A 14,228-nucleotide genomic window follows, 5' to 3' on the forward strand; every position below is an offset into this window, starting at 1 on the left:
TTTCTATTTCCAACTAGTTTTTGGATTGATACTGTATTTTTGGTCCATTAATAGCTTCTCTCTGCAGGTATTGAAAGAGGTCTTTTTTTACTAGTGGGTATGAAACATAAAATCCTTGGATTTCATCCGAGCCTTTGTCAATAATATATTGAAGTTCTTCTTCTGTCTCAATTCCTTCACAAACAACTTTCATACCCAGATCATGTATTAAATTAATCATTGCTGAGGTAATGGCTGCGTTTTCTTTTGCTTTGGGCACGCCAGTCACGAAAGAACGATCAATTTTAATAACATCCATATTCAATTTTTTTAGATAAGTAATCGATGAATTTCCTGTTCCAAAATCGTCAATGGACAATTGAACACCCAAGCTTTTCAAATTCTTTAGTATATCAAGTATTCTTTGTTCATCACTAATCAAAATACTTTCTGTTAATTCTAGTTCCAATGCTTGTGGAGGAAGTTTGTAACGTTGTAACATTGTCTTAATGGATTGGTCTATAGTCGATTGATACAATTGTTTTACTGAGACGTTAACGGAGACTCGAATATCTGTATTCCCAATTAAATGGAGGTGCTTAAGGGTCTGCAAAGATTCATTTAGTACCCATTCACCAATGAGAACAATGTCTCCGGTTTCTTCAGCCAAAGGAATAAATTCGTCTGGGCAAATCAAACCCAAACTAGGATGTCTCCACCTTAGCAATGGTTCAAAGGTTGATGTTATTCCTGTTTTTACATCTATTCTCGGTTGGTACACAAGAAAAAAATCTCCATTTGATAAAGATGATTCTATGCTATTTTGAATAAGAAATTTTCGCTCTTCTTGCTCTTGAATGGAATTTTCAAAAACTTTGTAATTGTTCTTTTTCCCTGTTTTAACAAGGTACATAGCCTTATCGGCTTTATGAAGTAATTCGTTAATATCTTCTCCGTGAGCAGGATAAACACTAATTCCCATACTTGCTGTCGTACGAAATAATTTTTCTTCGAGATAAAAACCGGGTTTAAATGCTTCTAAAATTCTTTGAGCTATATCAATGGCAATATCAAACTCGCTGATATTCGGGATAATCAGGACAAATTCGTCTCCCCCAACACGGGCCAGTGTATCTTCCTTTCTTATACAGCTTAATATTCTTTTTCCCGCTTCGATGATCATCGCATCACCAAATTCATGACCTAAATTGTCATTAATGATTTTTAGTCGATCTAAGTCAATATACAAGATCGCCATCATAAACCCATGGTTTTTAGCTTCTTTCATATGACTATGCATAAGTTCTAATAATTTTCTACGGTTTGGTAATCCTGTTAAATGGTCCTTATAGGCCAGTTGCTCAATGGTTTTTAAATGTTCTTTTTGTTTAGTAACATCTTTTGCGATGCAAAATACTCCAGTGACGATTGATTTGACGGTGATAGGCATGACCGTGACATCCAGGTCAACCCTACGACCTTCTTTATGAAATGCTTGAATCTGTATTCGTTGTGGTTTACCTGACAGAACTTGTACAAATAATTGTTCTGCCTCATTTCTAAATTCAGGCGCAATTAAATCAAGAGGGTATTGTTGACTCATTTCTTCCCTTGAATACCCAAATGTTCGAATGGCCATTTCGTTAACAGTGATGATATTTCCTTCAAGATCTAGTGAGAACACACTATCTAAGTTGTGATCAAACAAAGATTTATAGCGATTTTCGGTTAGTACTAGTTTATTTTCTTCTACAAGACGATCTGTAATATCTTGCATCGTTCCAATGGTTTGAATGGGTCGTCCATTATCATCGAGAAGGCATTGAGAGATTGAATGTAATGTTCTTATACTTCCATCATCTAATATAATACGGTAGATATTCGTAACGTTTTCCCCTGTCAATTCCTTTTCTCTACTATTGATTAAAATACACCGATCCTCATCATGAACTTTGGACAATAAATATTCAAACGTAGGTTTGATGTTTGGAGACAACCCGAAGAGTTTGTACGTCTGGGGACTCCAAGTTAACTTATTGTTCACATTGTCAAATTCCCAGTAGAGAATGCCTGCAATCTTTTGGGCTTGTGATAACACTTTTTCACTTTTCTCCAATTCATTCTGGATTTGACGCTTTTCTGTCACGTTTACCGCACTTCCGACAATTACATTTTGCCCATTAAAGGATTGTAAAGAAGGATAAAGGTCTACGTAAAGCTCCATACCATCCTTTCTTTTGGCTTTCACTTGATATTTACTACTTACCTTCTTTCCATCAAGTCTATCTTTTACATTTGTAGATATCATTTCGTGGTATTCCTCAGTCAATAAATCATACCTGGTTATTGGTTTTTCATAGATTTCTTTTCGTGTATAACCGAATAATTCAGCAAAAGCAGGACTCACGTAAAGAAAAGCATTATCTTTATAGATAAAAGCAGCTATGGTCGAATTTTCTAGTGTTAGTTTGTACTTTTCAATTTCCATCTGGTAAGTAAAATTCTTTAACTGTTGTTTCTTTACAGACTCTAAAAAGATATAAAACGGAATTGTAAAGATAACCATCAAAAAAAGTTTAACTGACCAAGAAGGAATATTAAGAACCTCGTATAGGTAATGAATGATTAAGTGGTCGAAAAAAGTAGTTAGTAACAAAATAAGAACGTATATAAATAAGACTGGGTATGGATATTTAGCGAACCAACGCATGAAAACACCTTCTAAATTAATTTCATTTACTAAAATCTCTTTTGATTGTTATCGTAGGTGTATTTTACTAATAACTAAATAAAATTATATTTTATCTTATGTTGGTGAAAAAATACACAACCATTTTTCTTCCTTATTAAAGTTTAATATCCTTGGGTTTAAGGGATCATTTTTTCCATACATTATTTAGTAGATACATCTGACATTGATGGAAAGATTGGATAATAAATATGAAAACTAGGGATAATGACCTGGTTTTTTCTATTTTTTAGCGACTATTCTTTTTGCAGGAAATAGAGATGGTCAGAAGAGAAATGATACAGAAAATGAATTGGAGCGAATTCCTTAAAATTATAAGTAACTAAATTTCATCATGGTGGAACCTTCGAGAAATTTTTTTGAAGCTGCATATCAATCCACAAAGTCTAATAGAGTTTAAAACTTCATGAAAATAGAATCACTTTTACAAGTATTTGCTTGTAAAACACAAAAAACTCACAAGCATTGAATGAACAACATTTGTGAGTTCCGTCTTCTAAATTAACTAAAATTTCACGAATATTCCCGCCTGGCAGGATTAAGTATATCCCTGTTATATCTATCCTAATCACTAAATATTCCTATTTATAGATTACAGATAATAGTTACACTTTACTGCGCCATCCCTTTTCAAATGACACCTTTTTGATAAAGTTGTATTATTTGTGCGTCGGTAAGCCCTATTTCTTTTAAGATCTGTTCATTATTCTCTCCTAGTTTTGGACCTAACCACTTCACCTGGCCTGGTGTTTTTGTTAGCTTGGGAACAATTCCTGGAACTTTTATTGTACCTAAATCTGGATGCCTAGCATCTAATATCATCTCTCTCTCTATATATTGAGGATCTGTCATCATTTCCTCCACACTATAAATTGGGCCTGCTGGAATTCCATTCTTATTTAATATGTCTACACACTCTTGTAAAGGTAGAGTAGAAGACCAACCTTGGATCATGGAATCAATTAAATCAGCATAAAGTACACGCTTGTCATTTGTAATAAACCTTTCATCGCCAACCAAATCTTCTTTATCTATCACTCTAAGTAATCTTTGAAAAACATTATCCCCATTGGCGGCGATAACTACATATGAATCAGCATCCTTTGTTTTATAAATATTTGATGGAACAATTCCTGGAAGGGTTGAGCCTGTTCGATCCCTTTTAACTCCTGCAAAGTCATAGTCTGGAATCATACTTTCCATCAAACTAAAAATAGATTCGTATAAAGCAACATCAATTTCTTGAGCTTCTCCCTTATTGACATCACGGTGATAAAGAGCCATTAATATTCCAATGACAGAGTATAATGATGCCACCGAATCTCCTATGCTTATCCCAACCCGTGTAGGAGGTAATTCAGGGTATCCTGTTAAATATCGTAGTCCTCCCATAGCCTCTCCTATTGCTCCATAACCTGCTCTATCTTTATATGGACCTGTTTGGCCATATCCTGAAATGTGACATGTAATTAATTGCGGATTAATTTCCTCTAGTATCTGTTGATCTAATCCCCACTTCGCCAGAGTTCCTGGCCGGAAATTTTCCACTAAAATATCACATTCCATTAGTATTTTTTTTATCACCTCATGTCCATCTTCAGTTCGACAATCAATTGCTAGAGACTTTTTGTTTCGAGATTGGATATACCACCATAATGAAGTATCATTATGCATAACCCGCCATTTTCTGATTTGGTCTCCTTGCTTAGGTAATTCAATTTTAATGACATCCGCGCCAAACTCTGCTAAAATTCTTGTACAGAATGGACCAGCAATCAATGAGCCCATCTCAAGTACTTTAACTCCTTCTAAAGGAAGCTTTTGATTTGCCATACAATCCCCCTTTACAGACATTTTGATTTATTCACTTTCCAAATCTGACTATTCAATTGTTTATGAATAAAACCCTCTAGTGTATGAGATGTATTCAGTAGCTTCCTTTTATCAATACCTGTATTGATTTTCATCTCCTCAAGTAAATCTACTACATCCTCTGTTGATATATTTCCAGTTGCTCCAGGTGCATATGGACATCCACCTAATCCTCCTATACTACTATCGAAGGAAAATACACCAGCTTGAATTCCAGCCAAAACATTGGCTAATCCTCGACCATAGGTATCATGAAAGTGTAGCTCAAACTCTAGTTGTTTGAATTCATTCGTTAATTTTGTCATCCATTGATACACTTGAGACGGGTTTGCAACACCAATCGTATCGCATAACCCGACCCTTTTGAATCCAATCTTAGCTAGACTCTCAACAATTCCTGCTATACGACCGAATTCGGTCTGACCCTCAAATGGGCATCCAAAAACGGTTGAGACTGAAGCTCTATATAATCTATTATCTTTTTGGCAATGCTCTACCAATGAGGAAAGTTCTTTTATAGAATCCTTCGTGCTACGGTTCAAATTCTTTTTACTATGTGAATCAGTTGCTGAAAGGACAAATGTAATCCCATGTATCCCGATTTTTATTGCCCTTTCATATCCTTTTTCATTTGGCACGAGTGCGAAAAATGTTGCAGATTGTTCCCGAATCCCATCGATAACCTCTTCTGCATCCGCAAGATTAGGAATTGCACGCGGATGTACGAAGGATGTAGCTTCAATTTCTTTAAATCCACACTCTACTAACTGCTTAATAAGCTCGATTTTATTTTTCGTTTCAAGAAAAGTAGCTTCATTTTGTAAACCATCCCTTGGTCCAATTTCAATAATCTTTATATTTTCAGGTAGTTTCATCTTTTATTTCCCGCTCCCCCCCTAAATTTGTACCAATTCACTGAATGGATACAATGTTTACTTAGACAAGCGACTATCAATTATTAAAGGATCCTTTCTCGCCACTTCCGTTTTGTATGCTGCTTTTATTACAGCTTCTCTCACTCTTTCCACAACCTTTTTATTAAACACACTTGGGATAATATAGGATTCATTTAGTTCATCATCTGTTACAACACTTGCAATCGCCTGTGCTGCAGCGATTTTCATTTCTTCATTAATGATGCGTGCACGGCAGTCAAGTGCTCCTCTAAAAATTCCAGGGAAACAAAGCACATTATTAATTTGATTAGGATAATCAGAACGTCCTGTTGCCATCACTCTTACATACGGCTCTGCTAATTCTGGATCAATTTCTGGATCTGGATTAGCCATCGCAAACACAATTGGGTCACGCGCCATTTTCTTTAAATGCTCAACAGTCAATAGCCCTGGTGCAGAAACACCGATAAATACATCAGCCCCTTCAATAACATCGGATAGGCTTCCTGTTTCATTGTCAGGGTTTGTAAGCTTCGCAAATTCTGTCCAGCTCGGGTTACGATATTTTTCTCTCCGATGGATCGCTCCATTGATATCGACACCAATGATATTTTTCACTCCTGCGCCTAGCAGGATTTTGGCACATGCTGTTCCTGCCGCACCAATCCCAGTCAAAACTACCTTAATCTCACTTAGCTTTTTCTCTGTAAGCTTCAAGGCATTAATAAGTCCTGCTAGAATCACGACAGCGGTTCCATGCTGGTCATCATGAAAAACAGGAATATCAAGCTCTTCCTTTAGTCTTTTTTCAATCTCAAAGCATCTAGGTGAAGAGATGTCTTCTAAATTAATGCCACCAAACGCTGGTGCAATTGATTTTACAATTTGAATAATTTCTTCGGTATCCTTTGTATCTAGGCAAATCGGAAAGGCATCAACCTCACCCATTTGCTTAAATAGCATTGCTTTTCCTTCCATTACTGGCATTGCAGCTAAGGGACCAATATCTCCTAGTCCAAGGACAGCTGTTCCATCTGAAACGACTGCAACTGTATTTCTTTTAATGGTAAGCGAAAAAGCCTTACTTGGTTCTTCTGAAATAGCTGTACAAACCTTCGCAACACCAGGTGTATATACTCGTGATAGGTCATCACGGTTCTTAATAGGGTTCTTTGATTGCACTTCAATTTTCCCACCAATATGAAGAAGGAAGGTTCGGTCTGATACAGAAACAACATGAACACCCTCTAAATCTTTCATTTTTTCTGTCATTAGATGTGAATGCTTTTGGTCATTTACATTAATTGTAATGTCTCGAATTGTATGCGTTTTACTTGAAGAGATAACATCAATCCCAACTATATCGCCACCCATCTCACCTATTTCCTTCGCAATATCACTAAATGTAATTAGCATTTTATCAATCTGGATCCTAATTACAATATTCATATTAGAATTATTTACTGTTGACATAAATTTCTCCCTTACTCTGAAAAAGCTTTACTACACCACATAAATTTGTAGGTTTTTCCGTTTTTTATTCATTGTGCACATAAATTGGCTAAAGGACAGAAGGCTAATAATGATCATGCATAAAAGATACATGAAGGTATGGAAACCAGCCTAAATCATAAGGTGATCATCTTCTTGTCATTAACCCTCAAAACTAGGAATGAGCATACTATTAATATCACGGTACAAATCCATAGGGTAGATAAGTAACTATTGGATTGGCTAAATAAATACCCGGGAATTAATGCTCCAACAGCTGCCCCTAATTGATGAAATAACCCAATAACCCCAACTGAAGCACCCATATTATTTACGCCAAAAATGTTCGTACAAAGCATTGTAAATGGTGTAATAGTAGAAATATCTGTTAAACCATAAAGCAAGGCAAATATTAATAACCAAATTGGTTCATTTAATATAATTAAAACCAAAAGTGCGGTTATTCGAATGCCAAATAAGATGATTAGCAATCGTTTATTACTAAATATATCGGTCACATATCCGATGGCAATTGTCCCGAGAATATTAAATAATCCATATAGGAGCATTGCATTGGCAATAAATGAGCGTGAATACTCTCTACTCTCTCCAAAAGGTACTAGATGAGAGTGAATCAATCCTATATCTGTAAATCCGCAAATAAAATTGGCGAGAATAAGCATCCATGTGACGGGATAGCGAAAAATAGCGAAAACAGCTGGCTTTAGACTTTTATCTATTTTTTCATCTACCGTCCCTTTACTCAGAAACTTCCCTTCCAAATTTGGCTGGTCTTTAAAAAACAATAAATATAGTGGGAGTAGGACACATGCATATATACCTCCGTATAATACAAATAAAAGCTTCCAGCCAATTTTATCGATAAGAACGATATTTAACGGGGTATAAATCATTGGACCAGCAGCCATACCGACTACTACTATACTAATCATTAACCCCTTCTTCTCCTTAAACCATTTGACAATAGCCACTGAGACAGTAATGTATGAAGCAAGCCCAAATCCTATCGAACCTATGAATCCGTATAAAATGATCATATGCCACAGTTCCGTTACATAGTAGGAACCCAATAAACAAATACTCAAAAATACCATGCTATAGGATAAAACCTTTCTAGGACCAATCCTATCTACTAATCTTCCTGCAAGCATCATGCTAAATCCATATATAAATAGACTAATAAATGAAACAACACTTACCATAAAACGATTTACGGAGAAAGTCTGTTCCCACGGTGTCGTGTAGGTACCAAATGACCCTCGGATTCCCATCGCTGCAAATAATGCAAGAAAAGATAAAGCAACAATAATATAGCCATAATTGAATTTACCCTGTTTTTTTGGATAAATAACCGTAGTCTTTTCCATTTGTGTCTATTATCCCTCCTTTACCTGTAGTTCTTGCTTCCTTTCTATGAAATTAGCAATTAGCGCTCCTCCTGCCAAAGCCCAGACAGGAGAACTGATATAGAAAATGGTTATATTCGATAAAGCTATTACAAAGGTAAAGGTGACACTCAACACCATTTTCGGTTGGGAGAAGCTAAGGTTTAAGCTCGTTCCTAAAACACCAAACAAAGCCAATCCAGCTAGAAGTGATACAAAATCTTTTGGTAAAGATTGAATAAACGGAACAATTAGCCAAGCAAATATTCCAAAACACATAAGTAACACCCCTGATAGAACGGCTCCGACATATCTTTTTTCTCTTGGACCTGAGTCTTTGCCACTACAAATAGCTGACATCATACCGGCAACATTAGCCGACTGACCACCAAAGAAATTTGTGATTAGTGAAAAGATACCGCTTACCGTGATAATTCGATTAATCGGCGGGTGGTAATTGTTTTGTCCTAATGCTCCAATACCAGGAGCTGCATCATTACTTAATATTAATAACGAAAGTGGAACAGAAATAGCTAATATACTTAACCAACTGAATTCAGGTAGTTGTATCGTTGGTATGACAAACGGCATACTAGCTCCTGCACTTCCAATACCATTTGTTACTAATAGCATGATAAACGCAGCAAACACAGCTGCAATAACAGGTGGTATTCTCCATTTCCATTTAGAAAAAAGAAGGAAAACTAGTAATGCCACTCCCCCAATTAGCGGAAGGTTTTGTACAGACACAATCAATCTCACAACATAACTCGTTATAATCCCCGCCATCATTGCCGAGATTATTTCTTTTGGAACATATTTCATAAGTTTAGAAAATAAGCCCAGTAGTCCGACTAAAAGGATAATTAAACTAGAAATAAGGTAGCTTCCAACAAGTTGCTGATAAGAGAATTGTCCTGTCATTGTTGCTAAAAAGGCAACTCCTGTAATAGAGTGTGCACCCACAATTGGCATCCTGTAGTAAATGGGTAAAATAATACTAAATAATCCACCGAAAAAATAGACAGAGAACATCCAAAGTATGGTTTGCTCATTTGAAAAGTTCCCGTTTGCGGCTGCTTGCAAGATTATGACAGGAGGACCTGTTGCTGCCAGTAAGCCAGAAACAATTCCTGATGATAGGTTGTTTGAATTAATCATTTTGGATAGCTTACCTTTCGTAGATACATGTAACGGTTTGAGCTCTGTATTTCTCAACTTTATTCCTCCTTAAACAACCAACATTCAACAATAGGAAAAAGAGGCAACTTTCGCCCCTTTTTTAACCATCATTATTTATTAAATTATTTAAGGTAATCGGCTGTGTAGAACTCCACTTGTTTAAATTCTCCTGAAATAACCTCCATTAGGGCGTAGCTTGCTATAACATTACCATGATCATCAAAATCAATAGGTCCTGATGCACCTTGATAGTTTATGTCATTTCCAGCTCTTAACTCTTTAATTCCATCCTCAAAAGTTGATACTTCTTTCCCAGGAGGATTTGTAACTTCACGGATTTTCTCATTAATAGCCTCTCCACTCGCTTCACCTGCTGCTTCCATTGCTAAAGCAGAAGCAATTAACAGATCATACGTGTTTGCGTTGTAATACCCACTAGAAGGTTTAGCATTGAATCTTGCTTCATAGCTTTCGTTGAAACGTTTAAATGCTTCATTGTTTTCATCCTCCATTGGTATAATGGTTTTGATGCCCTCAGCAACATCCTGCCCAATTACATCAATGAACTCCTGTACAGCCACGTCTGGTGTTACATACCAATCCCATTCATAGCCTCTTTGTTTAGCTGATTTAAAAATGGTTGGAGCAGTATCAATCCCGCCAGAGTAATAAACTACTTTCGGGTTTGCATTTGCAATATTTTTTAATTCCCCATTGTACGTGTTTTGTCCTGGGTTAAAGGTAACCTCTTCTAGAACTGTTCCACCAAGGCTTTCAAACATTTCGCGGAACTTCTCAACATCACTTTGAGCTCCTTCATAATTTCCTACCATTACCGCTATTTCTTTAATTCCTGCATCAATTAATACCTGTGCTCTCACTTCACCAATTGTGGAATCAGATGCCGCAGTACGGAATGCATAATTACCACCAACTTCATCTAGCTCTGTCGATCCTGCAAAGGCAGACATAATTGGCACCTTAGATTTTGGAGCTTCCTTCAATAAAGCTAGCATCGACTCTGTTTCAGGCCCAATCGCCACAACAGCTTTATCTGCATTTACTAGCTTTTGATATCCTTTTATAGCTCCTTCAACCGTTGAAGCTGTGTCCACGTCTACCGTTTTAATTTTCTTCCCATCAAGAATTCCGCCAGCCTCATTTATTTCTTCCTTAGCCAAAACGAAAGCATTAATATTTTCCTTTGTAAAAGCACCTAACCAACCGGTTAATCCGGAAAGGAATCCTACATTTATTTCTTCTCCTCCACTCGAGCCTGAATCCCCTCCTGTTGAACTAGAACATCCAGTCATAATAGCTAAGGTGGCACAGATTGAAAGCGAAGCTACTTTGAATTTTTTCATTTGATTTCCCCCCTAATGTCCTAAGAATAATTCTTCTAGGTTTTCTTTTTCTAAAAACTCTTTTCCAGTTCGCTCCATTTTAATCAATCCAGAGTCCATTAAATACACTCGGTCCGCATGCTTAAGTACCTCCTTTGGATTTTCCTCAACCACCCAGACTACCGTTGTACCACTATTACAAATTTGTACAATCATCTCGATAAGTCCCTTGATAATTTGTGGGGCTAACCCTGTAATCGGCTCATCCAATAGCAAAAGTTTTGGATTTACAATTAGTGCACTAGCTAACGCAAGCATTTGCCTTTCTCCACCACTTAACGTACCGGCCTTCTGTCCAATTCTTTCTTTCAAACGAGGAAATAAATCCAGCATTTCATTTATTTTGTCTTTCGGATTTCTTAAGGTATATGCCCCCATTTGCAGATTTTCAAGAACAGACATTTCTGCAAACACATTTTTTCGCTGGGGAACATATCCCAAACCCATTCTCGCAATCTCACTAGCTGACTTATTGTCGATTCGGACTCCCTGGAATGAAATTGACCCATTCATTAGTGGAAGAAACCCAGCAATGGTATGCATCAACGTCGTTTTCCCGGCACCGTTTGAACCGATAATTGCAACCATTTCCCCTTCCTGTATCTCTAGGCTCGCTTCATGTAATATAGGAATTTTCCCATAACCAGATATCACATCTTTTATTTCTAAGAAACTCATTATTAGCTCACTCCTAAGTACACAGATTTAACTTGTTCGTTATTTGATATTTCCTCTGGACTACCTGAGGCAATCAACTCTCCATTTGCTAAGCAATAAATTCGGTCACATATCCTATAGATAAATCCTAAGTTGTGGTCAATCACTAGGAATGTCATTCCTTCTTTGCGTAGACGTAATATGTGATCGACCATTTTATCGAGCATTAGTGGGTTTACACCAGAAGCAGGTTCATCAAGTAGTAAAATCTTCGGGTTTGCCATTAACTGTCTGCACAGTTCTAATAACTTAAGTTCAGCTGCACTTAAATTTTCAGCTAATTCATTCCTTTTTTCGTATAAATTAAATTGCTTTAGTAAAGTACATACTTTTTCGTAATTCTCCTTTTCTTGCTTAGCGATCATCTTCCCTTTATAAAAAGCTTGAAATATCCCATCACCATCATGTGGTGGAACCACCATCAAATTCTCGAGTAAACTAAGCTTTGGAAAACCGACAGGAGTTTGAAAAGTCCTTAACAAACCCTTACTAACGACATCTTCAGCAGTATAGTGGTCAATTTTTTCATTCAAAAAAGAGATCTCTCCTGAATTTGATGTTAAAAACAGACTAATCATATTGAACAAGGTGGTTTTTCCAGCTCCATTTGGTCCAATTAATCCGACAATCTCACCTTGATTTACTTCAAGATTGACATTCTTCACTGCCTGAATCCCACCAAAATTTTTGCTTAAATTTTTAACTTGCAGCATTTCTCCTACCTCCCTTCTGCTCAGTAATTATTGAATTTTGTTGAAAATAAAAAAGCTTTTCTACCGATTTGAATTTCTCAGCAACTAACCCCTGAGGTAAGAATCTTAATACTAAAATCAGCATCATACCTGACACGAATTGACGTAGCCCTGCAAGTAGTACACTGTATTCTGTTGGTACTGGAACAAAACGTGTCGCTTCCTGTACTAGGATAAGAACGAATGCACCAACCACTGCACCTCGGTTATTTCCAATTCCACCTAGTACCAGTGCAGTCCAAACCGTAAATGTAATGGCAGAGGTAAACATATTTGGTGCAATTATGGACATATACCAAACATAGAAACAGCCGGCGATTCCAACCATGCAGCTACTTAAGACAAATATCTTTAGTTTCGTAGCAAATACCTTTTTTCCAATAGATTGGGTCACTTGCTCGTTTTCACGAATGGCTCTCATATATCTTCCCATCGGAGAATGAGCGAGCTTCTGAGCAAATAGATAATAAATTCCCATAACCGCAAGAACTAATCCTGCAAAAAAGATCATATATGTTGTACCTGGTAAAAAGTTCTCAAATGGTCTTTCTAGTCCGAAAATTCCGATATTTCCGTTCGTAAGCCATTCTTCGTTTATGGCAATAATCCGAATAATTTCCGCAAAAGCAAAAGTTGTAATTAATAAATACTCATTTTGCAACCTAAGCGAGGTATAACCAATAAGTAAACTGAACAATCCGGTAATAATTGCCGAACCGATCACACCTACTATCATAGGAAGTCCAAGTCCTAGATCATGAGAAGTAAGCAGGGTATATGCGTAAGCGCCTACTGCAAAATAACCAACGACACCTAGATCCCATAGTCCAAGCAATCCACCATTTACGTTTAGTGAAATGGCCAGCATCGCATATATTCCTCCAAGAGCAATCAAACCAGATAGAAATAAAAGAATATCCATCTATGTCGTACCTCCTTTCGATAGACCCTGAGGACGAATTAATAGAACAAGAATGACTATAACAAACGCAATTGCCGTTCTATATGAAGTAGGAATTACAATCGTGCTTAAGTCCATACTCAACCCAATAATCAATGCTGCAAGCATCGTGCCATAAATATTTCCTATTCCCCCAACGATAACGACAGACATGATAATAAGTATTTGCTGCCACCCTAATTCCATGTTTAAGGTCCCAGTCATCGCTAAAAGAATACCGGCTAACCCTGCTAATCCGGATGAAATTAACCAAACATAGTCTGATAGTTTTCTAGAGTTAATCCCCCTGATTTGTGCCAGATCACGATTTTCAGCCATCGCTCGGAATCCTTTGCCGTTTTTTGTTTTCGTTAAAATAAAGTGAAGTAACCCGACACATATTAGTGATAGTACGATTATAAATAATTCTTGATAGGACATAATTTGTGTCCCTACCAGACTAATCATATTACTCGTTTCCAGTCCAAAGGTCCGTATTTCAGGTCCAACAATTGCTTGTATCACCCCGTAAATGACCCATGAAAGACCAATACTAGTAAACAACAACACAAGTATTCCACTTTTTCGAACTGGGAAATAGAATACCTTTGCTAATAATAGTCCCAAGACCGCAGTTGCAATGACCGAACAAATCATAGCTAATGCGAATGGAAAGTTTAATACAACCTTGAAAAGATATGCTGTATAAGCTCCAATTAACAACAATTGGCCATGGGCGATATTTAGAAAGTTTTCCGTTTTCCACACCATCGAAAACCCAATTGACGCAATGATTAGAATACAGCCTGTAATAATGCCATAGACTACATAATCCATCCTT

At 36.9% G+C, this 14,228-nt stretch carries 11 protein-coding genes; all 11 read right to left on the reverse strand.

Annotation, left to right across the window (positions count from 1 at the left end; all coding sequences use genetic code 11):
- Positions 1 to 13 precede the first annotated feature (13 nt).
- Positions 14 to 2,689, reverse strand: coding sequence for a sensor domain-containing protein (locus tag MKX65_RS11620; RefSeq protein WP_340903721.1), 2,676 nt, complete (start codon positions 2,687 to 2,689; stop codon positions 14 to 16).
- A gap of 669 nt (positions 2,690 to 3,358) precedes the next feature.
- Positions 3,359 to 4,561, reverse strand: coding sequence for a CoA transferase (locus MKX65_RS11625; RefSeq protein ID WP_160547796.1), 1,203 nt, complete (start codon positions 4,559 to 4,561; stop codon positions 3,359 to 3,361).
- 11 nt (positions 4,562 to 4,572) lie between these two features.
- Positions 4,573 to 5,475: a hydroxymethylglutaryl-CoA lyase gene (locus MKX65_RS11630; protein ID WP_160547797.1), complete on the reverse strand. Its 903-nt coding sequence runs from the start codon at positions 5,473 to 5,475 to the stop codon at positions 4,573 to 4,575.
- A 57-nt stretch (positions 5,476 to 5,532) separates the two neighbouring features.
- The gene (locus MKX65_RS11635; protein WP_160547798.1) at positions 5,533 to 6,969 is read right to left on the reverse strand and encodes a malic enzyme-like NAD(P)-binding protein; all 1,437 of its coding nucleotides are present in this window, start codon (positions 6,967 to 6,969) and stop codon (positions 5,533 to 5,535) included.
- Between the two features lie 155 nt (positions 6,970 to 7,124).
- Positions 7,125 to 8,375, reverse strand: coding sequence for an MFS transporter (locus MKX65_RS11640; protein WP_160547799.1), 1,251 nt, complete (start codon positions 8,373 to 8,375; stop codon positions 7,125 to 7,127).
- A gap of 9 nt (positions 8,376 to 8,384) precedes the next feature.
- Positions 8,385 to 9,611 carry a benzoate/H(+) symporter BenE family transporter gene (locus MKX65_RS11645; RefSeq protein WP_340903722.1) on the reverse strand — a complete coding sequence of 409 codons (1,227 nt, stop codon included), beginning with the start codon at positions 9,609 to 9,611 and terminating at the stop codon, positions 8,385 to 8,387.
- An 86-nt stretch (positions 9,612 to 9,697) separates the two neighbouring features.
- Positions 9,698 to 10,939, reverse strand: coding sequence for an ABC transporter substrate-binding protein (locus MKX65_RS11650; RefSeq protein WP_160547800.1), 1,242 nt, complete (start codon positions 10,937 to 10,939; stop codon positions 9,698 to 9,700).
- Between the two features lie 12 nt (positions 10,940 to 10,951).
- Positions 10,952 to 11,656: an ATP-binding cassette domain-containing protein gene (locus MKX65_RS11655; protein WP_160547801.1), complete on the reverse strand. Its 705-nt coding sequence runs from the start codon at positions 11,654 to 11,656 to the stop codon at positions 10,952 to 10,954.
- 2 nt (positions 11,657 to 11,658) lie between these two features.
- Positions 11,659 to 12,408 carry an ATP-binding cassette domain-containing protein gene (locus MKX65_RS11660; RefSeq protein ID WP_160547811.1) on the reverse strand — a complete coding sequence of 250 codons (750 nt, stop codon included), beginning with the start codon at positions 12,406 to 12,408 and terminating at the stop codon, positions 11,659 to 11,661.
- On the reverse strand, positions 12,395 to 13,369 hold the full coding sequence (locus tag MKX65_RS11665; RefSeq protein WP_160547802.1) for an ABC transporter permease subunit: 975 nt from the start codon (positions 13,367 to 13,369) through the stop codon (positions 12,395 to 12,397). The genes MKX65_RS11660 and MKX65_RS11665 overlap by 14 nt, the downstream gene beginning before the upstream one ends.
- Complete coding sequence (locus MKX65_RS11670; protein ID WP_160547803.1) at positions 13,370 to 14,224, reverse strand: ABC transporter permease subunit; 855 nt, start codon at positions 14,222 to 14,224, stop codon at positions 13,370 to 13,372. It abuts the gene before it with no gap.
- Positions 14,225 to 14,228: the final 4 nt, after the last annotated feature.

Origin of the sequence: Robertmurraya sp. FSL R5-0851, assembly GCF_038002965.1 — a bacterium.
In the GTDB taxonomy this organism is placed as follows: Bacteria; Bacillota; Bacilli; order Bacillales; family Cytobacillaceae; genus Robertmurraya_A; species Robertmurraya_A beringensis.